At 66.5% G+C, this 19,148-nt stretch carries 17 protein-coding genes; 9 read left to right on the top strand and 8 right to left on the bottom strand.

The window, feature by feature from the left end; all coding sequences use genetic code 11:
• The first annotated feature begins 216 nt into the window (after window positions 1-216).
• Window positions 217-2,094, top strand: coding sequence for a propionate--CoA ligase (prpE, locus tag QMX79_RS14240; protein ID WP_282247321.1), 1,878 nt, complete (start codon window positions 217-219; stop codon window positions 2,092-2,094).
• A 411-nt stretch (window positions 2,095-2,505) separates the two neighbouring features.
• On the opposite strand, the gene QMX79_RS14235 is transcribed toward prpE, so the two are convergent.
• Window positions 2,506-2,688, bottom strand: a complete 183-nt coding sequence (locus QMX79_RS14235) for a hypothetical protein (RefSeq protein WP_282247320.1) — start codon at window positions 2,686-2,688, stop codon at window positions 2,506-2,508.
• 400 nt (window positions 2,689-3,088) lie between these two features.
• Between QMX79_RS14235 and QMX79_RS14230 the strand changes: the two genes are divergently transcribed.
• A complete protein-coding gene (locus QMX79_RS14230) occupies window positions 3,089-3,583 on the top strand; it encodes a hypothetical protein (protein ID WP_282247319.1) in 495 nt (164 codons plus the stop codon).
• Between the two features lie 66 nt (window positions 3,584-3,649).
• Entirely contained in the window at window positions 3,650-4,693 is a 1,044-nt protein-coding gene (locus tag QMX79_RS14225) for a suppressor of fused domain protein (RefSeq protein WP_282247318.1), read from the top strand.
• An 18-nt stretch (window positions 4,694-4,711) separates the two neighbouring features.
• Here QMX79_RS14225 and QMX79_RS14220 read toward each other — a convergent pair whose 3' ends face one another.
• From QMX79_RS14220 to QMX79_RS14200, 5 genes are all read right to left on the bottom strand, one after another.
• Window positions 4,712-5,323, bottom strand: a complete 612-nt coding sequence (locus tag QMX79_RS14220; RefSeq protein ID WP_282247317.1) for a glutathione S-transferase N-terminal domain-containing protein — start codon at window positions 5,321-5,323, stop codon at window positions 4,712-4,714.
• 89 nt (window positions 5,324-5,412) lie between these two features.
• Window positions 5,413-5,871: a cell wall hydrolase gene (locus QMX79_RS14215; protein ID WP_068849509.1), complete on the bottom strand. Its 459-nt coding sequence runs from the start codon at window positions 5,869-5,871 to the stop codon at window positions 5,413-5,415.
• A 290-nt stretch (window positions 5,872-6,161) separates the two neighbouring features.
• Window positions 6,162-8,195, bottom strand: a complete 2,034-nt coding sequence (locus QMX79_RS14210) for an NADPH-dependent 2,4-dienoyl-CoA reductase (protein ID WP_282247316.1) — start codon at window positions 8,193-8,195, stop codon at window positions 6,162-6,164.
• 61 nt (window positions 8,196-8,256) lie between these two features.
• On the bottom strand, window positions 8,257-8,868 hold the full coding sequence (locus QMX79_RS14205; RefSeq protein ID WP_282247315.1) for a hypothetical protein: 612 nt from the start codon (window positions 8,866-8,868) through the stop codon (window positions 8,257-8,259).
• A gap of 100 nt (window positions 8,869-8,968) precedes the next feature.
• Entirely contained in the window at window positions 8,969-9,994 is a 1,026-nt protein-coding gene (locus QMX79_RS14200; protein WP_282247314.1) for a zinc-binding alcohol dehydrogenase family protein, read from the bottom strand.
• Window positions 9,995-10,365: 371 nt separating this feature from the next.
• On the opposite strand from QMX79_RS14200, the gene QMX79_RS14195 reads away from it, so the two are divergent.
• From QMX79_RS14195 to QMX79_RS14180, 4 genes are all read left to right on the top strand, one after another.
• Complete coding sequence (locus QMX79_RS14195; RefSeq protein WP_282247313.1) at window positions 10,366-11,463, top strand: OmpA family protein; 1,098 nt, start codon at window positions 10,366-10,368, stop codon at window positions 11,461-11,463.
• A gap of 179 nt (window positions 11,464-11,642) precedes the next feature.
• Window positions 11,643-12,161 (top strand): hypothetical protein, encoded by a 519-nt coding sequence (locus QMX79_RS14190; protein WP_068849519.1) that lies wholly within the window; start codon window positions 11,643-11,645, stop codon window positions 12,159-12,161.
• Window positions 12,162-12,180: 19 nt separating this feature from the next.
• Window positions 12,181-13,020, top strand: coding sequence for a pseudouridine synthase (locus tag QMX79_RS14185; protein ID WP_282247312.1), 840 nt, complete (start codon window positions 12,181-12,183; stop codon window positions 13,018-13,020).
• 56 nt (window positions 13,021-13,076) lie between these two features.
• Complete coding sequence (locus QMX79_RS14180) at window positions 13,077-13,421, top strand: hypothetical protein (protein ID WP_282247311.1); 345 nt, start codon at window positions 13,077-13,079, stop codon at window positions 13,419-13,421.
• 28 nt (window positions 13,422-13,449) lie between these two features.
• On the opposite strand, the gene kbl is transcribed toward QMX79_RS14180, so the two are convergent.
• On the bottom strand, window positions 13,450-14,661 hold the full coding sequence (gene kbl, locus QMX79_RS14175) for a glycine C-acetyltransferase (protein ID WP_282247310.1): 1,212 nt from the start codon (window positions 14,659-14,661) through the stop codon (window positions 13,450-13,452).
• A gap of 149 nt (window positions 14,662-14,810) precedes the next feature.
• Here kbl and QMX79_RS14170 point away from each other — a divergent pair, with 149 nt between their 5' ends.
• A complete protein-coding gene (locus tag QMX79_RS14170; RefSeq protein WP_282247309.1) occupies window positions 14,811-15,512 on the top strand; it encodes a TorF family putative porin in 702 nt (233 codons plus the stop codon).
• 131 nt (window positions 15,513-15,643) lie between these two features.
• On the opposite strand, the gene tdh is transcribed toward QMX79_RS14170, so the two are convergent.
• On the bottom strand, window positions 15,644-16,666 hold the full coding sequence (gene tdh / locus QMX79_RS14165; RefSeq protein WP_210131951.1) for an L-threonine 3-dehydrogenase: 1,023 nt from the start codon (window positions 16,664-16,666) through the stop codon (window positions 15,644-15,646).
• 159 nt (window positions 16,667-16,825) lie between these two features.
• Here tdh and QMX79_RS14160 point away from each other — a divergent pair, with 159 nt between their 5' ends.
• Window positions 16,826-18,994, top strand: coding sequence for a S46 family peptidase (locus QMX79_RS14160; protein WP_282247308.1), 2,169 nt, complete (start codon window positions 16,826-16,828; stop codon window positions 18,992-18,994).
• Window positions 18,995-19,148: the final 154 nt, after the last annotated feature.

The raw sequence follows: 19,148 nt of genomic DNA, 5'->3' as shown, positions 1-19,148 counted from the left end.
GCCTTACCCTTGGAGGCGAAGTAAAGGAGGAGGTGTCGGCCTCTGGCCGACGCCGGGGGACATTCGCCGGAAAGGGTAAGGCGCCCCGGCGCTCGATTCACCGGCAACCGCGTTTGATTCTGCCGTGCGCATGCGCACCGTACGACCAAGGTAGGACAGTTCGTCCGCCGCCATCGGACTATGCTCGATCCCATGACTTTGTCTGGGAGGGCTGTCATGCGTTATGAAGATGTCTACCGGCGATCGGTGGAGGAACCCGAAGCGTTCTGGGCCGAGGAAGCGCACCGGATCTACTGGCATGTACCGCCGCAGCAGATCCTGGATTACAGCAACCCGCCGTTCCGCCGCTGGTACGTGGGTGGCCAGACCAACCTCTGCTACAACGCGGTGGACCGGCACCTGGCCGAACGCCCCGACCAGCTGGCGCTGGTGGCCATTTCCACCGAAACCAACGTCACCCGCGAGATCACCTACCGCGAGCTGTACCGCGAAGTGAATGCGTTCGCCGCCGTGCTGCAGCGGCTGGACGTGCAGCGTGGCGACCGCGTGGTCATCTACATGCCGAACATGGCTGAAGCGGTGTTCGCCATGCTTGCCTGCGCGCGCATCGGGGCCATCCATTCGGTGGTGTTCGGCGGTTTCGCCGCGCACAACCTGGCACTGCGCATCGACGATGCCGCGCCCAAGCTGCTGATCGCCGCCGATGCCGGCAAGCGTGGCGGCAAGGTGATTCCTTACAAGGCCATGGTCGATGCCGCCTGCGCCGAGGCGCAGTCGCCGCCGCCGCATGTGCTGATCGTCTCGCGCGGGCTGGACCCGGCCGAACCGAAGGTGCCCGGCCGCGACGTCGACTACGCCACTCTGCGCGAGGAGGTCGGCGATCAGGACGTGCCGGTGGTGTGGCTGGAATCGAGCGAGCCCAGCTACCTGCTGTATACCTCCGGCACCACCGGCAAGCCCAAGGGCGTGCAGCGCGATGTCGGCGGTTACGCCGTCGCGATGGCGCAGTCGATGGAAACCGTGTTCGACTGCAAACCGGGCCAGGTGATGTTCTCCACCTCGGACGTGGGCTGGGCGGTGGGCCATTCCTACAACGTGTACGGCCCGCTGATCGGCGGCTGTACCTCGCTCCTGTACGAAGGCCTGCCGACCAACCCGGATCCGGGCATCTGGTGGGCATTGTGCGAACAGTACGGCGTGCGCACGCTGTTCTCCTCACCCACTGCGATCCGCGTGCTGAAGAAGCACGATGCCGACTTCATCCGTCGCCATGACCTCGACGCACTCAAGTACGTGTTCCTTGCCGGCGAACCGCTGGACGAACCCACCGCACACTGGATCAACGATGCGCTGGGCAAGCCGATCATCGACAACTACTGGCAGACCGAAACCGGCTGGCCGGCGTTGACCCTGCTGCCGGGCGTGGACCTCAAGCCGGTGCGTTTCGGCTCGCCGGGCTTCCCCAACCTCGGTTACCGCATGAAGGTGATCGACGAGAACACCGGCGCCGAAGTGCAGGCCGGGCAGAAGGGCGTGCTGGTGATGGTGCCGCCGCTGCCGCCGGGCTGCATGAGCACGGTCTGGAACGACGACGACCGCTTCATCCAGAGCTATTTCAGCCACTTCAAGGAACTGCTGTACAGCTCGTTGGACTGGGCGATCCGCGACGAGGATGGCTACACCTTCATCCTCGGCCGCACCGACGATGTGATCAACGTAGCCGGGCACCGGCTGGGCACGCGCGAGATCGAGGAATGCATCTCCGGCCATCCACTGGTGGCCGAAGCGGCGGTGATCGGGGTGAAGGACGAGCTCAAGGGCCAGGTGCCGCTGGTGTTCGTCACCCTCAAGCAGGCAGTGGAAGGCGATGGCAGCGCGGTGGTGGCCGAGATGATGCAGCGGGTCACCCAGAGCCTGGGCGCCGTCGCGCGTCCGGCGCACATCCACCTGGTCAACGCCCTGCCCAAGACCCGCTCGGGCAAGCTGCTGCGCCGCTCGCTGCAGGCCCTGGCCGAACACCGCGACCCGGGCGACCTGTCCACCCTGGACGACCCTGGCGCCCTGGACGAGATCCGCCGAGCGCTGGGAAGCTGACGCGGGAAGGGGCTGGCCGTACCTATCGGTGCTGGTCAGCCTCTGGAGGTTCGCCGCGACCGATTGCGGGCGTTGAGGGCGCGGCCACAGCCATCATCGTGCCGTACAGCAATGAGCCGCCGAGCACGCTGCATAGGATGAAGTGAAGCGAATGATGCGAATTGACGAGCATCCACGCAGAGGCGAGCACTCCCCATGTCGCGAGGAAGCTCGCGGCCTGCACCGCAAGATTCACCGAAAAGGCGGGTGCGCACGTCGCCTTGGGACGTTGCTCCATCAGCTTCTGGAAAAGCCAGTCCGCTAGAACCCTAGCCGGAAGTCTCATCGGATGTTTCCTCAGGTTGTCTTTGGATCGATTGAGCGCCGCCCTGTTGTGCGGCGCTCAATGCGTCAGGTTTCAGCAGGCGATGATCACTTGGCCTGATAACCCGTGATGGCGCCCAACACCAAGCCGCCAGCGAAGCCTACCGGCCCCCCGACAATGCCCCCTATGATTGCGCCTGCTGCCATGTCCCTGAACTGCAGAAGATGTTTCTCGGTGTAGATGCCGGCACCGGACACATGCATCACGTCTTCGCTACTGATCTCACGCACTGTATCGAACTCCTTGTACCCCCGTATTGGGGAGGCTGAGGCTATACGGGGAGGTGATGCCGGCGAGGTGCCAGGGATCTCAGTTTTCACGCCCAGATGAAGTGTTCGGTCGGGGTGCGACATGGCATGCCGTTTCTGCGGTGAACTCAGGGCGCCGGATGTCGCTTGCGCGGACTGCTGCGTGTCGGTCCAGGCAGGTTTCTGCTGTTTGTTGCGGTGCATTACCCGCCGCGCGGGACCTCGGTTAAGCTGCCGGGGTGATCGTTGTGGGCCCGATGCGCGACACGCCGGGGATGGCGTGCGCGGCCCGGGGCACTGTCTGGACGAACGCAAGGGGGCGCACGGGTTTCGGTCTTCACCGGGCCGTGCGTGCAGGGGGACCAGGTAACAGGGGGAACACATGGCGTACATCCATGCCAAGACGGCGGCTGGCCGTCAGGAAATCGAAGACCGCGCGCGCCGGCTGGTGCCGGGGTTGCGCTCCATTCTGCTGATGGTTGATGGTCAGCGCGATGACAACGAATTGACCGCGATGTTGCCCGGGCTGCGCGCGCCGGACGACGCGCTGGCCCAGCTGGCGGAGATGGGCCTGATCGAAGTGGTCGGCGGTGCGCTGGCGCCCGCCGCGCCGCGTGCGCTCACCTCCGGCCGCGAACAGGACCCGGTGCTGTACAAGCAGCTGTATGACTGGATGAGCGAATCGGTCCGCAGGCATCTCGGCCTGAAGGGCTATTTCATGCAGCTCAAGATCGAGCGCTGTACCGATGCGGCCAGCCTGGAAAAACTCTGGCCGGACATGGCCGCCGCGGTGTCCAAGGCGAAGAGTCCCGCGTTGGCCAACCGTTGGCTGGAGGAGACGCGCGCGCTGCTGCACAGCGATGCGCAGCCTGCCTGACGGGAGCGTCACGGCGCAGCGGTGATGGCGTACATTGGCGTCCTTCCGGGACGCCAGGAGCAGCGCGTGGACGAACAGGACAACGGTACACCGGGCTGGGACGCGATCAACGCGGCCCTGGCCGCGCTGTATCCCGGCCAGGAGCCGCGCCATTACGGCACGGCGCTGCCGCATACGCTGGGCGGCCGCGATCCGCTCGATGGCATCAGCGTGTACCGCGCCGCGCTGCCGCGCCCGCACTGGCACTACGTGACCTACGGCTTTTCCGAGCTGTACGACAAACAGAGCGATGACACCGACAGCAGCGGCTTCGGGTTCGAGCTGACCTTCCGTCTGGCGGCGGAGCCCGGCGAAGAAAACCCGCCGAGCTGGCCGATGAACCTGCTGCAGAACCTGGCGCGCTATGTGTTCGGCAGTGGCAATGTGTTTGAAGCCGGGCACCACATGGATGCCAATGGGCCGATCGCGCTGGACACCGGGACCTGCCTGCGCCACCTGGCGTTCATGCCCGATCCGCAGCTGCCCGCGCGTGACACGCCCAATGGCGGACTGGCGTTCCTGCAGGTGGTCGGGCTGAGCGACGACGAGATGGCGGCGATCAAGCGCTGGTCGACCGACGGGGTGCTGCAGGCACTGGAGCCGCGCATGCCGCTGTGGGTCACCGACCTGCACCGTGCCAGCCTGCTGGGTGATCCGGCGCTGGTGCGGCAGTTGCAGGAAGGCAGCGAGCGCGAAGGGTCCAGTACCGCGGTGCTGTTCGTGGAGACCCTGGACTGGCGCGAAGAAGGCGACCAGGTCGTGCTGGTGCTGGGTGCGGGGCAGGTGCCCAATGTGCTTGAACTGCTGCCGCTGCGCCTGCGCCATGGCAACCCGTTGACCATCGTCAGCCGCAAACACGAATGGGAGTTCGCCCCTGGCGACCGCGATGCCGTCGCCAAGGACGGGGAGGGCATGCGCTGCACGCTGAGTGCGCAGGGCCTGGACGCGCTGGAGCAGCAGGTGCGTCCGGAGCGCGGGCGCTACCCGGTACCGGGCACGGCGCTGGTGGTGGAAGTGGTGCCGACCGCACTGCGCGATGCGCAGGACAACGTGGTGCGCGAGATCGGCTGATCGCGCGCACCGCGTTGCTTATTGCAGGCCTTCGGCCTTCAGTGCGGCCTGCACGCCGGTGTCGGCTTCCATCCGGGTCTTGAACGCAGCCAGGTTGTCCAGGCCGGCCAGGTCGACCTTGGCGCCGGCCGCCCAGCGCAGGGTGATGTAAAAGTACGCGTCGGCATAGCTGCGGAAGCCGGCCAGCCAGGGCTTGTCGGCAAGCTGGCGGTTGGCGGTCTCGAACAGGCCGCGCAGGCGCTTGCGGGCGGCGTCGCGGATCGCGTCGTACTGGCTGTCATCGGCGATGAACTTGGCCGGTGCGAACAGCGGCGAGAACGCCGGGTGCACGTCCGAGTTGACGAAGGCCAGCCAGCGGTTGGCTTCAGCGCGCTGCTGCGGGCTGCCGTCGCCGCCCAGGCCGGCCTGCGGGTAGCTGTCGGCGATGTAGCCCATGATGGCCGCGTTCTGGGTCAGCATGAAGCTGCCGTCGACGATGGTCGGCACCGAGCCGGCCGGATTGATCGCAAGATAGGCCGGGGCCTTCAGGGTGTCCTTGTCGAGCAGTTCCACCTCGAACGGCTGGCCGGTCCACTGCAGGGCGATGTGGTCGGCGGTGGAGCAGGCACCGGGCTTGCTGTACAGCTTCATGGGGAACTCCGTCGGGATGCAGGAAAGGTAAGCGGCCCACTATTCCAGAGCTGGCCCCGCATCCTCAACGGTATGGCCGTAACAGATCGTTACGACGCGCGTGGCTTGAGTTTCTGCACGCGATAGAACGTGTGGTCGCCGATGGTGGCCACCTGGTAGGCGTTGCGCCAGCTCGGGCTGGCGATGGACAGCGCGGCGAAGTGGCTGGCTCCGGGCACGATTTCCTTGCGCTCGCCTTCCGGCAGTGCCCAGTTGCGCTCGGCATCGAAGGCCACGGTCATGGCTTCTTCCCAGGCATCGGTGTTGCCCAGCTGGGTGCCCGGCGCCACGATGGTCGGTGCGAACTGCTTGCGTGCGGTGACCACCTTGCACATCGAATCGCCCCACAGCCCGCTGTCCAGGCGGCGCAGCGCCACTTCCGCAACGGCTTGCTGGCCGCGCAGGGTCTGGTCACGCGCTTCGAGGTAGACGGTCGTGCTCAAGCACAGCGAATCGGCGGCCGGCTGGGGCAACAACTGCGACAGCCAGAGAATCCAGGCCAGTTTCATAAATCTCCTTGCTCCGTATGGGCCGCACCTGGCTGTCCATCCGATCAACGGGATGGGGCGGGGGTGTACGACTTGGCGTCATGGGGAGGCGGCCATCGGGGCCGCCCGGGAGCGGCACCCGAAAGACGTGGGGGCCGCGCGCTCACTCGAACTGGGTGGTGAGCGGGAAAGTTGGCGCACGATAGGGGGGGATTTCGCAACGCATCCTGAACCGAAAGGCTTGACATTCAGGTTCGGACGGGGACCATTTTGGCCCATTCAGGTACGCCGGCCGTTGGCCGGCACTCCGGTTACAGGGCAGCCGCGAGGCGGCTGCCCTGGTTGATCGCGCGTTTCGCGTCCAGTTCCGCAGCTACATCGGCGCCACCGATCAGGTGGGCATCCACGCCTGCGGCAACCAGCGCGGCATGCAGGTCGCGGCGCGGTTCCTGGCCGGCGCAGACCACCACGTGGCTCACCGGCAGGGTCTGTTCCTGTCCATCGATGCGGATGTGCAGGCCGTCGTCGTCCACGCCCAGGTACTCCACCCCGCCGAGCATCTTCACGCCCTTGGCCTTGAGCGTGGCGCGGTGGATCCAGCCGGTGGTCTTGCCCAGCCGTGCGCCGGGCTTGCCCGGGCTGCGCTGCAGCAGCCAGACCTTGCGTGCGGGCGCCTCGGGCTGCGGCCGTGCCAGCGCGCCGCGTGCCTCGAAGTGCGGGTCCACGCCCCATTCGGCCATCCAGCGCGCCGGGTCCAGGGCCGGCGAGGGGCCCTCGTGCACCAGGAACTCGCCCACGTCGAAGCCGATGCCGCCGGCGCCGATGATCGCCGCTTCCGCGCCGACCTGCACCCGGCCCAGCAGCACATCGAGATAGCTGACCACCTTGGGATGGTTGGCACCCGGGAAATCGACCTGTCGCGGGGTGATGCCGGTGGCGACCACCACCGCATCGAAGCCGGCCAGCGTGGCGACGTCGGCCACGGTGTCGAGCTTCACGCTGACCCCGGTTTCCTCCAGCTTGTGGCGGAAGTAGCGCAGCGTTTCGTGGAATTCTTCCTTGCCGGGAATGCGCTTGGCCACGTTGAACTGGCCGCCGATCTCGCTGCCGGCGTCGAACAGGGTGACCGCGTGGCCGCGTTCGGCGGCCACGGTGGCGCAGGCCAGGCCGGCCGGACCGGCACCGACCACCGCGACCTTCTTCGGCGCCGTGGTGGGGCGGTAGACCAGTTCGGTTTCATGCACCGCGCGCGGGTTGACCAGGCAGCTGGCGGTCTTGTTCTCGAACACGTGGTCCAGGCACGCCTGGTTGCAGGCAATGCAGGTATTGATCGCGTGCGCACGGCCGGCGCGCGCCTTGTTGGCCCATTCCGGGTCGGCCAGCAGCGGCCGCGCCAGCGACACCATGTCCGCGCCGCCGCCGGCCAGGATGTGTTCGGCCACGTCGGGCATGTTGATGCGGTTGGTGGCGATCACCGGCACGCGCACATGCGGCTTGAGTTTGGCGGTGACCCCGGCGAACGCCGCGCGCGGCACCGAGGTGGCGATGGTGGGCACGCGCGCTTCATGCCAGCCGATGCCGGAATTGATCAGGGTGGCGCCGGCCGCTTCAATGGCCTTGGCCTGCTGCACGATCTCGTCCCAGTTGCTGCCGTCCTCGACCAGGTCGACCAGCGACAACCGGTAGATGATGATGAAATCCGGGCCGCACGCTTCGCGGATGCGACGCACTATCTCCACCGCGAACTGCATGCGCTGGGTGGCGTCGCCGCCCCAGCGATCGCGGCGCAGGTTGGTGCGCGGGGCGATGAATTCGTTGATCAGGTAGCCTTCCGAGCCCATCACCTCCACGCCGTCGTAGCCGGCTTCGCGGGCCAGCCGCGCGCTGCGCGCGTAATCGGCGATATGCCGTTCCACGCCACGTGCCGACAGCGCACGCGGGGTGAACGGATTGATCGGCGCCTTCTTCTTCGACGGCGCCACCGACAGGGGGTGGTAGGCGTAGCGGCCGGCGTGCAGCAGCTGCAGGCAGATCTTGCCGTCATGGCCGTGCACCGCCGCCGTGAGCTGGCGGTGCGGACCCACTTCCCACGGCCAGGACAGCTTGCCGCCGAACGGCTTGAGCCAGCCCACCACGTTGGGCGCATAGCCGCCGGTGACGATCAGCCCGACCCCGCCTGCCGCGCGTTCGGCGAAATACGCCGCCAGCCGCGGGAAATCGCGCGCGCGGTCTTCCAGCCCGGTGTGCATGGACCCCATCAGGATGCGGTTGCGCAGGGTGGTGAAGCCCAGGTCGAGAGGGGCGAACAGGTGGGGGTAGGCGGTAGTTTCGGCGGCTGGCGACATGAAGATACGCTTGCGTACGGTAGGTGCGAAGGGTGCCGCGTATCGCCTTTGCACGCAAGGGTCACCGCAGGGCGGGCGCCGGCTCCGGCTTGCGTACACCGAACAGGGGAAGGGTGTAGTCACAGAGGGGGCCGATCAGCACGGCGAAGGCGAGGGTGCCCAGGCCGACGTTGCCGCCCAGGTACCAGCCGATGACCAGCACGGTGCCCTCGATCAGGCTGCGCACCAGCCAGATCGGCCAGCCGGTGCGGGCATGCAGGCCGGTCATCAGGCCATCGCGCGGGCCCGGTCCGAAACGGGCGCCGATGTAGAGCCCGGTGGCGACCGCCACCAGCAGCAGACCCAGGGCAAACATCGGCACCTGCCACACCAGTCCGTGCACCTCCGGCAGCAGCCACAGGCCGAACTGCGCGCTCGGGCCGATCAGCAGCACGTTCAACACGGTGCCCAGGCCCGGCTTCTGCCGGATCGGCCACCACAGCAGCAGCACCAGGGCCCCGATCACGTTGGTTGCCACGCCGAACGACAGCGGCGTCTGCAGCGCGATGCCCTGGGACAGCACATCCCAGGGCGCCACGCCGATCGCGGCGCGGATCATCACCGCCGCGCCCATGCCGTACAGGAACAAGCCGATCAGCAGTTGCAGCAGGCGCAGGGGCAGTGAGGTGGGCATGGCGGTGTCATCGACAGGGCGTTTGACTGTAGGGCGCGCGCTGCCACGCCAACAGATACAGATGCATGCGAAAGCGCGCGCACACGGCGCGCGCCATCGCTCACTCCCAGCCGGACAGCACCAGTTTCCCCGTGACACCTCCGCCTTCCAGCAGGCGATGGGCTTCACGCAGGTTGGCCGCATTGATGCTGCCCAGCGAGGTATGCGCGGTGCTGCGCAGTTCGCCGGCGTCGACCAGGCTGGCCACCCGGCTGAGGATGCGGTGCTGTTCCACCCTGTCTGCGGTCTGGAATCGCGAGCGGGCGAACATGAACTCCCAATGGATGCCGATGCACTTGGCCTTGTAGGGATCGCCGATGCGCAGCGGGCCACGCGGTTCCACGATCAGGCCGACATGCCCCTGCGGTGCCAGCAGTTCGCCCAGTACTTCCCAGTAGTGGTCGGTGTCGGCCAGGTTCAGGGCCACCTCCACCTGCGCGATGCCCAGCGCCTGCAGCTGTGCGGGCAACGGTTGGCGGTGATCCACCACATGGTCGGCGCCCATCCGGCGACACCATTCGGCCGAGTCTTCACGCGACGCGGTGGCCACCACGGTGAAACCGGCATGGCGTGCCAGTTGAATCGCGATGGAACCCACGCCGCCTGCACCGCCGATGACCAGCAGGGTCTGGCCAACGTGGCGGCGATCATCGAAATGCAGCGGCATGCGCTCGAACAGCAGTTCCCATGCGGTCAACACGGTCAGTGGCAGCGCTGCGGCTTCGGCGAAATCCAGCGTGGTCGGCTTGCGTCCCACCAGGCGTTCATCCACCCACTGCCATTGCGCGTTGCTGCCCGGTCGCGTCACGTCGCCGGCGTAATACACCTCGTCGCCAGGCGCGAATGCAGTGACCTGTGGCCCCACCGCTTCGACAGTGCCGGAAGCGTCATAACCGAGGATGCGCGGCGGCGACACTTCGCCCGCGCGGGGTGCGCGCTGCTTGGTGTCGACCGGGTTGACGGAAACGGCCTGTACACGCACCAGCAGGTCGGTTCCCTGGGGCGCGCCGGGTTCAGGAACCTGCAGATCACGCAGTGCATCCGGATCGTCGATGGGCAGGTAGTGCGTGAGGCCTACGGCTTTCATGGCGGCTCCTGTGGAGGTGAACACCTTCATCATAAGGTCGCTTTTGAACCTGTTCTGCAGCTGAATAACTGCCCTGCGACAAACTGCATCAAATACTGTGGCGGACCCTTGAAAACTCTGGGAAAGTGCCGAAAACCCTTGTCATTGTTGGGTCTTGCGGAAGTTCACCAACCTGTATAGGGTGCCACCAGCTGGACCCGGTGGAGGTCTGGTCGCTGATTTCACATGTTACGTGACCGTTAACATCGCCTTCACTCCCCTGAGCATAATGTTCGCGGCGGTGGCGTGCTGAATCGGCAGTCTTAAACGACGCAGTAGTGCTGGCCCATGCCTCTACCGGTTTCATACCCCCGAAATAGGAGCTGTATTACATGAACAAGAAGATCCTCACTGCCGCGCTGCTGGGCGGCCTGGCGTTCGCCCAGGCAGCCTCCGCGCAGTCGTCTTTCGATGACCGCTGGTACCTGACCGGTTCGGCCGGCTTCAACTTCCAGGATAGCGACCGTCTGACCAACGACGCTCCGTTCGTTACCCTGGGCCTCGGCAAGTTCATCAGCCCCAACTGGTCGCTGGACGGTGAGCTGAACTACCAGAACCCGAACTTCGACGACAACCAGGACCTGAACTGGAGCCAGTACGGCGCCTCGATCGACCTGCGTCGCCACTTCATCTCCGAAGGCCGTGGCTGGAACCCGTACCTGCTGATGGGCCTGGGCTACCAGAAGTCGGAAGAGGAATACAACAACTTCCCGTCGCCCGACAGCCCGGGTGAGCGCAAGGACGGCAACTTCGCCGCCAAGGTCGGCGTCGGCCTGCAGACCACCTTCGACAAGCGCGTTGCTGTTCGCGCCGAAGTGGCCTACCGCGGTGACTTCGACGACAAGAGCGTTGCTGCTCCGGACGAAAGCTGGTTCGGCGACGTGCTGGCCTCGGTCGGCGTCGTGATCCCGCTGGGCCCGCCGCCGGCTGCCCCGGTTGTTGCCCCGCCGCCGGTTGCCCCGAGCTGCGCAGACCTGGATGACGACGGTGACGGCGTCAACAACTGCGACGACAAGTGCCCGGATTCGCAGCCGGGTCAGACCATCGGTCCGGACGGTTGCCCGGTGCCGGTCTCCATCGACCTGAAGGGCGTGAACTTCGACTTCGACAAGTCGAACCTGCGTCCGGACGCCGTGGCGATCCTGTCTGAAGCCACCCAGATCCTGAGCCGTTACCCGGATCTGAAGGTTGAAGTCGCTGGTCACACCGACTCGAAGGGCACCGACGAGTACAACCAGAAGCTGTCCGAGCGTCGCGCCACCGCCGTGTACAACTACCTGACCACGAACGGCATCGCCGCTTCGCGTCTGGTGGGTCCGATCGGCTACGGCGAGAGCCGTCCGATTGCGCCGAACACCAACCCGGATGGTTCGGACAACCCGGAAGGTCGTGCGAAGAACCGTCGTACCGAGCTGAACGTCCAGAACTAATCCTTCTGGTAGTACAGCCTCAGGACAGGGCCCGGCATTGCCGGGCCCTGTTTTTTTGCGGAATGCACAAAATCGGCAATAAATCCAACAAGTTGCCGTATTCATTGAATGTGGGATCTTGAAAGCCGTTGTGGCGCTGTTAAACTCGGCGCGTCGACCTCTTTCCTGGATGCACTCCCATGCTGCGTATTGCACTGGCCGCCGCGCTTGGCCTGGCCCTGGTTCCCACCGCCTACGCAGCCGTGGATTGCTCCGCTTCGGCCACGAGCGTCAAGCCGCTGCCGTTGCCGGCCACCGCGATTGCCCCGGTGGCGTCCGAGCTGTACATCCGCAACGTGCAGCTGGGCATGCCCGCGGGCGTGCTGACCTCCAATTTCGACCAGCAACAGTCGCTCGACCGCGTGCTGCAGCGCCTGCGCATTGATGGCTGCCAGAACATCGCCAAGGCGATGCCGGGCGCCCCGGCGATCAAGCCGAACGATCCGGCCGCCTACAAGCCGCAGACCGAGTTCGACAACACGCCGTGGCGCTTCGACATGAGCCAGAACGGCAAGCGCATGACCGCCGATGAGTTCGATGCGTGGATGAAGTCGCGCGGGGTGCGCGTGGTCAAGCCGCGCGCGGCCGCCGCCGCCGCACCCGCACCGGCACCCGCCGCCGAAGCACCGGCTGAGACCAAGCCGGGCGGCAAGAAGTAAGCAACGCGCGCGGCGCCCGATGCGCAACCGTCGACCCCCAGCCGCGCCAACCGCTCGACCACGCCGCGATCCGCGGCGTGCGTCCGCCCCCGCCAGGCCTGCCGCCCAGGCCAGCGATGCGCCGCGCCATGGGTTGGCGCGCGTGCTGTCCAAGGCCGGGCTGTGCTCGCGCACCGAAGCCGCGCGCTGGATCGGCGACGGCCGGGTGACGGTCGATGGCCGCACCATCAACAATCCCGAATTCCCGATCATCGACGGCCGCCATGTGGTGCGTGTCGATGGCCAGCCGCTGGATGCGCCGCGGCGCCTGCACATCGTGCTCAACAAGCCGCGCGGCCTGGTCACCACCGCGCAGGACGAGCAGGGCCGCGACACCGTGTACCGCTGCTTCGATGGGGCAGGGCTGCCGTGGCTGGCGCCGGTCGGCCGGCTGGACAAGGCCAGTGAAGGCCTGCTGCTGTTCAGCAACGACCCGCAGTGGGCCGCGCGCCTGACCGACCCCACTACCGGGCCGGACAAGACCTACCACGTCCAGATCGATGCCATTCCCGATGCCGCGCAGCTGGCCGCGCTGTGCACCGGCGTGGACGACGACGGCGAGTTCCTGCGCGCCCGCCAGGCACGCCTGCTGCGCAGTGGCGACAAGACCGCCTGGCTGGAAGTGGTGCTGGAAGAAGGCCGTAACCGCCACATCCGCCGCCTGCTGGCGGCCTTCGACATCAACGTGCTGCGGCTGGTGCGCGTCGGCATTGGCCGGCTGCCACTGGGCACGCTGGCCAAGGGCGCCTGGCGCGAACTGGAGCCGCACGAACTGGACCTGCTGACCGCCACGGCCGACGCCGCCGTGGCCGATACCTGAGATTGGGCAAGGGATGGCCTGCGACCGAGATTTCGTCCACTACCGGGAGTAATGCCATGCACGCCCACCCGCTCACCCGTTCCCTGCTGCGCAGCGCCTGGCTGCTTGTGCCTGCCGCGCTGCTCAGCGCCTGCGGCGGCCATAAGGAGGTGGCCAAGGCCACGCCGCCGCCGGTGACCGACAAGATCGTGGAGATCCAGCCCACCGAACGCGATGGGCGTGGCGCCTACCGCTTCCACATGAGCAACGGCGAAAAGCGCATGAGCGCCGACGAGTTCGATGCGTGGATGAAGGCCAACGGCATCCGGGTGGCCAAGGGCAACCCGAATGCAACGCCGGCGGCCAAGCCGGTGGTGGTGGCCAGCAAGGACGACGCGAAGGGCAAGAAGAAAAAGAAATGACGCGCGATGCGCGTCATTTCAGGGTGCCTCAACCTTTGATGACGCCCAGCTCCAGCCCGATCCGGGTGAACGCATCGATCGCCCGGTCCAGGTGCGCGCGGGTGTGCGCGGCACTGATCTGGGTGCGGATGCGCGCCTGGCCCTTGGGCACCACCGGGAAGAAGAAGCCGATCGCGTAGATGCCTTCCTCGAGCAGGCGCTCGGCGAACTTCTGCGCCAGCGGCGCGTCGTACAGCATCACCGGGCTGATCGGGTGCACGCCGGGCTTCACGTCGAAGCCGACGGCGGTCATCTTCTGGCGGAAGTAGGCGGTGTTGTCGGCCAGGGTGGTGCGAAGGTCGTCGGCGGCGGCCAGCATGTCGAACGCCTTGATCCCGGCGGCCACCACGTGCGGCGGCAGCGAGTTGGAGAACAGGTACGGGCGCGAGCGCTGGCGCAGCAGTTCGATCACTTCGGCGCTGGCGGTGGTGAAGCCGCCCAGTGCGCCGCCCATGGCCTTGCCCAGGGTGCCGGTGATGATGTCGATCTTCTCCAGCACGCCCTTGACCTCGGCCGAGCCGCGGCCGGTGGCGCCCAGGAAGCCGGTGGCGTGGCATTCGTCGATGTGCACCAGCGCGTTGTACTTCTTCGCCAGCGCGGTGATCTCATCCAGCGGGGCGATGAAGCCGTCCATCGAGAACACGCCGTCGGTGGTGATCAGCTTGGTGCGGCAGCCGGCGGCATCGGCGGCCTGCAGCTGGGCTTCCAGGTCGGCCATGTCGCAGTTGGCATAACGGAAGCGCTTGGCCTTGCACAGGCGCACGCCGTCGATGATCGAGGCATGGTTGAGCGCGTCGGAGATGATGGCGTCGTTCTCGCCCAGCAGCGGCTCGAACAGGCCGCCGTTGGCGTCGAAGCAGGCCGCGTACAGGATGGTGTCCTGCTTGCCGAAGAAGCCGGCGATCTGCTGTTCCAGCTGCTTGTGCAGGTCCTGGGTGCCGCAGATGAAGCGCACCGAGGCCATGCCGAAGCCGTGGCTGTCCAGCGCGTCCTTGGCCGCCTGGATCAGGTCCGGGTGGTCGGCCAGGCCCAGGTAGTTGTTGGCGCAGAAGTTCAGCACCGTGCGGCCGTCGTCCAGGGTGATCTCGGCCGACTGGGGGCTGGTGATGACGCGCTCGGACTTGAACAGGCCCTGGGCGCGGATCGCCTCCAGTTCCTCAACATAGTGCTGGGTGAGCGGGGCGGTCGGGGCGTCGGTCATGGCAGGCGGTCATCGGCACGGGAAAACCGGGATTTTACAGGCCACCGCAGGAAACGGTTGCAGATGGGATTGTTGCATCGCAATATCAATCAGGTTAAAAATCTGTAAACACGCGCTGCATCCACCCCCACGTCCCGGAGAGACCCCGCATGAACCACGCCACGCGCTGTACTGCCGCCGCTGTGCTCTGCGCCGCCTTGCTTGCCCCGTTTGCCGCCAGTGCCCAGGACGAGGCCGAATCGCCGTTCAGCTGGAACGTGACCGGCGTGTCCGATTACGTGTTCCGCGGCGTTTCCCAGACCGACGAAGACCCGACCGTGCAGGCCGGCTTCACCTACACCTCGCCGGTCGGCCTGTACGCCGGCGTGTGGGGTTCGGGCGTGGACTTCGGTGACGGCGGCCCGGATGCCGAAGTCGATTACTTCATCGGCTACGGCGTGGACGTCACCGACAGCGTCAACTTCGACGTGATGCTCAACCACTACAGCTACCCCGGTTCGAGCGAACTGGCGTACACCGAGCTGATCACCAAGACCAGCTTCGCCGAGCACTACAACGTGACCGTGGCCTACACCAACGATGTCTGGAACACCGACACCGATGGCTGGTACTTCGCCGCCGGCACCGAATGGGCGCTGCCGAACGAGTTCAACCTGACCGCCAACGTCGGCCGCAGCACGTTCAAGGACAGCGTCGCCCAGGACTACACCGACTGGAACGTCGGCGTGAACCGCACCTGGGGCCTGTTCACCCTGGGCCTGGGCTACTACGGCACCGACGGCAACGGCCGCGACAACTCCGGCAAGCTGGCCGACAACCGCGTGGTGTTCACGGTCGCCGTGGGGCAATAACGCGCGCTGGACCACCAAAGAAAAAGGCACCCGATGGGTGCCTTTTTCGTACCGACCAACGGTCGGTACCTACCGCAATCTGGTAGGTCACGACCGTTGGTCGTGACACCGTTGGTCGTGACCTCGCGGCATCAGTTCCAGCTCAGGACCACCTTGCCGGCCTTGCCCTGTTCCATCAGGTCGAAGCCCTTCTGGAACTCGTCGATCGGCAGCTGGTGGGTCATCACCTTGCCGAGCGGGAAGCCGGACAGCACCAGCTGGGTCATCTTGTACCAGGTCTCGTACATCTTGCGGCCGTAGATACCCTGCACGGTGAGGCCCTTGAAGATGATCTTGTCCCAGTCGCAGCCGGCACCCTTGGGCATGATGCCGAGCATGGCGATCTTGCCGCCGTGGTACATGCAGTCGAGCATGTCGTTGAACGCGCGCGGGTTGCCGCTCATTTCCAGGCCCACGTCGAAGCCCTCCATGTGCAGTTCCTTCATCACGTCCTTCAGCGAGGTGTTGGCCACGTTGACCACGCGGGTGGCGCCCATGTCGGCGGCCAGCTTCAGGCGGAAGTCGTTGACGTCGGTCACCACCACGTTGCGCGCACCGATGTGCTTGCAGATGCCGGCGGCGATGATGCCGATCGGGCCCGCACCGGTGATCAGCACGTCTTCGCCGATGACGTCGAATTCCAGCGCGCAGTGCGCGGCATTGCCGTACGGGTCGAAGAAGGCGGCCAGCTCGGACGGGATCTGGTCGGGAATCGGCCACAGGTTGCTGGCCGGCATCACCATGTATTCGGCGAAGGCGCCGTTGACGTTCACGCCGATGCCTACGGTGTTCGGACACAGGTGCGGGCGGCCGCCGCGGCAGTTGCGGCAGTGGCCGCACACGATGTGGCCTTCGGCCGACACGCGCTGGCCGATCTCGTAGCCGGTCACGCCCGGGCCGATCTCCGCGATGCGGCCGACGAACTCATGGCCGATGGTCAGGCCCGGCTTGATCGTGCGCTGGCTCCACTCGTCCCACAGGTAGATGTGCAGGTCGGTACCGCAGATGGCGGTCTTTTCCAGCTTGATCAGGACCTCGTTCGGGCCCGGCACCGGCACCGGCACTTCTTCGAGCCAGATGCCCTTGGCGGCTTCACGCTTGACCAGGGCCTTCATTGTTTGCTGCGCCATCGGGGTGGAACTCGTCTGGGGGAAAGGCGGAATTATAGGGCCGGCGGGGGCCGGGGCATGTTGCGGTGCGGTCCGTGACTTTCGGCCGACAGGGCGGGCGGGGGACCCGGCTACAATCGGCGGTTCTTTCACCAGGGGCCGCTCATGCGCTCGAACCTGCTTGCCTTCTCCGTCGTCGCCAGCCTTGCGCTGGTCCAGGCCGCCCATGCCGCTGAGGGCATGTGGGTGCCGCAACAGCTGCCGGAGATCGCCGGGCCGCTCAAGCAGGCGGGCCTGAAACTGTCCCCTGAACAGATTTCCGACCTGACCGGCGACCCGATGGGCGCGGTGGTCGCGCTGGGCGGCTGCACCGCCAGCTTCGTGTCCCCGCAGGGCCTGGTGGTGACCAACCACCATTGCGCCTACGGTGCGATCCAGCTCAACTCCACCGCCGAGAAGAACCTGATCAAGGACGGCTTCAACGCGCCGACCCTGAAGGATGAGCTGAGCGCCGGCCCGAACGCGCGCGTGTTCGTGCTCGACCAGATCACCGACGTCACCGACCAGGCCAAGGCCGCCATCGCCGCCGCCGGCAAGGACCCGCTGGCCCGCACCCGCGCGCTGGAAGCGTTCGACAAGGCACAGACCGCCGCGTGCGAGGCCGATGCCGGCTTCCGCTGCCGCCTGTACAGCTTCTCCGGCGGCAACACCTACCGCCTGTTCCGCAACATGGAAATCAAGGACGTGCGGCTGGTCTATGCGCCCCCGGGCAGCGTCGGCAAGTTCGGCGGCGACGTCGACAACTGGATGTGGCCGCGCCACACCGGCGATTTCTCCTTCTACCGCGCCTATGTAGGCAAGGACGGCAAGCCGGCCGCCTTCTCGGCTGACAACGTGCCGTACCAGCCCAGGCACTTCCTGAAGTTCGCCGACCAGCCGCTGGGCGCCGACGACTTCGTGATGGTCGCCGGCTACCCGGGCCGCACCAACCGCTACGCACTGGCCGGTGAGTTCAACGAAACCGCCGACTGGACCTACCCGACCATCGCCCGGCACTACAACGCGGTGCTGGCGCTGATCGACAAGGCCGGCAAGGCCGATGCGGACGTGAAGGTGAAGTACGCCGCCACCGCCGCCAGCATGAACAACGTGGCCAAGAACTACGCCGGCCAGCTGGAAGGCTTCAAGCGCATCGACGCGGCCGGGCAGAAGCAGGCCGAAGAGGCCGCCGTGCTGGCCTGGCTGAAGAAGCAGGGCGCTGCCGGCAAGCCGGCGCTGGCCGCGCACGCGCAGCTGATCAAGCACCTGGACACCAGCAAGTCCACCCGCGAGCGCGACCTGTTCGTGGGCCAGTTCAACAACACCTCCGCCGTCGGTGCCGCGCTGGCCCTGTACCGCCTGTCGATCGAGCGCGCCAAGCCGGATGCCCAGCGTGAAGCGGGCTACCAGGAACGCGACCTGCCGACCATCGAAGGCAGCCTGCGCCAGATGGACCGCCGCTACGTGGCGGGCATGGACCAGCAGCTGCAGCAGTACTGGCTGAACCAGTACGTGGCCCTGCCGCCGGCCCAGCGCAGCAATGAGGTGCTGAACCAGTGGCTGGCCGGCAGCGATGCCGCCGCCGTGGACGGCCTGGTCAAGAAGCTGTCGGGCACCAAGCTGGGCAGCCTGGACGAGCGCCTGACCTGGTTCAAGGCCGACCGCGCCGCCTTCGAAGCCAGCACCGACCCGGCCATCCAGTACGCGGTGGCCACCATGCCGGCGCTGCTGAAGCTGGAAGAGCAGAAGAAGACCCGGGAAGGCGAATCGCTGCTGGCGCGCCCGGCCTACCTGCAGGCGCTGGCCGATTACAAGAAGAGCAAGGGCGAGTTCGTCTACCCGGACGCGAACCTGTCGCTGCGCATCACCTTCGGCAACGTGATGGGCTATGCGCCCAAGGACGGCGTGGCCTACACCCCGTTCACCACGCTGGAAGGCATCGTCGCCAAGGAAACCGGCGCCGATCCGTTCGACTCGCCCAAGGCGCTGCTCGATGCGGTCAAGGCCAAGCGCTACGGCGGCCTGGAAGACAAGCGCGTCGGCTCGGTGCCGGTCAACTTCCTGTCCAACCTGGACATCACCGGCGGCAACTCCGGCTCGCCGGTCCTGGACGCGCACGGCAAGCTGGTCGGCCTGGCCTTCGACGGCAACTGGGAATCGGTCAGCTCCAACTGGGTGTTCGACCCGGTGATGACCCGCATGATCGCGGTGGACAGCCGCTACATGCAGTGGATCATGCAGGAGGTGGCACCCGCGCCGCAGCTGCTCAAGGAGCTGAACCTCACGGGTAGGTAACTACCGTTGGTCGTTACACCGGTTAAAAAAAACCCCGCGGCAATGCCGCGGGTTTTTTTTTGCGCTGGATCAAACGCGGCTGCCGGTGAATCGAGCGCCGGGCCGCCATACCCTTTCCGGCGAATGTCCCCCGGCGTCGGCCGTAGGCCGACAC

Origin of the sequence: Stenotrophomonas sp. PS02300 (genome assembly GCF_029959395.1) — a bacterium.
GTDB lineage: Bacteria > Pseudomonadota > Gammaproteobacteria > Xanthomonadales > Xanthomonadaceae > Stenotrophomonas > Stenotrophomonas maltophilia_AD.
Note: the sequence above shows the minus strand (reverse complement) of the source record. Positions and strands in the feature narration are given on the sequence as shown.

What these genes read in the sequence shown, in the direction of transcription:
- prpE (WP_282247321.1), top strand. Translation starts at nt 217, where the DNA reads ATGCGTTATGAAGATGTCTACCGGCGATCGGTGGAGGAACCCGAAGCG.
- QMX79_RS14230 (WP_282247319.1), top strand. Translation starts at nt 3,089, where the DNA reads ATGGCGTACATCCATGCCAAGACGGCGGCTGGCCGTCAGGAAATCGAA.
- QMX79_RS14220 (WP_282247317.1), bottom strand. Translation starts at nt 5,323, where the DNA reads ATGAAGCTGTACAGCAAGCCCGGTGCCTGCTCCACCGCCGACCACATC.
- QMX79_RS14215 (WP_068849509.1), bottom strand. Translation starts at nt 5,871, where the DNA reads ATGAAACTGGCCTGGATTCTCTGGCTGTCGCAGTTGTTGCCCCAGCCG.
- QMX79_RS14210 (WP_282247316.1), bottom strand. Translation starts at nt 8,195, where the DNA reads ATGTCGCCAGCCGCCGAAACTACCGCCTACCCCCACCTGTTCGCCCCT.
- QMX79_RS14205 (WP_282247315.1), bottom strand. Translation starts at nt 8,868, where the DNA reads ATGCCCACCTCACTGCCCCTGCGCCTGCTGCAACTGCTGATCGGCTTG.
- QMX79_RS14200 (WP_282247314.1), bottom strand. Translation starts at nt 9,994, where the DNA reads ATGAAAGCCGTAGGCCTCACGCACTACCTGCCCATCGACGATCCGGAT.
- QMX79_RS14195 (WP_282247313.1), top strand. Translation starts at nt 10,366, where the DNA reads ATGAACAAGAAGATCCTCACTGCCGCGCTGCTGGGCGGCCTGGCGTTC.
- QMX79_RS14190 (WP_068849519.1), top strand. Translation starts at nt 11,643, where the DNA reads ATGCTGCGTATTGCACTGGCCGCCGCGCTTGGCCTGGCCCTGGTTCCC.
- QMX79_RS14185 (WP_282247312.1), top strand. Translation starts at nt 12,181, where the DNA reads ATGCGCAACCGTCGACCCCCAGCCGCGCCAACCGCTCGACCACGCCGC.
- QMX79_RS14180 (WP_282247311.1), top strand. Translation starts at nt 13,077, where the DNA reads ATGCACGCCCACCCGCTCACCCGTTCCCTGCTGCGCAGCGCCTGGCTG.
- kbl (WP_282247310.1), bottom strand. Translation starts at nt 14,661, where the DNA reads ATGACCGACGCCCCGACCGCCCCGCTCACCCAGCACTATGTTGAGGAA.
- QMX79_RS14170 (WP_282247309.1), top strand. Translation starts at nt 14,811, where the DNA reads ATGAACCACGCCACGCGCTGTACTGCCGCCGCTGTGCTCTGCGCCGCC.
- tdh (WP_210131951.1), bottom strand. Translation starts at nt 16,666, where the DNA reads ATGAAGGCCCTGGTCAAGCGTGAAGCCGCCAAGGGCATCTGGCTCGAA.
- QMX79_RS14160 (WP_282247308.1), top strand. Translation starts at nt 16,826, where the DNA reads ATGCGCTCGAACCTGCTTGCCTTCTCCGTCGTCGCCAGCCTTGCGCTG.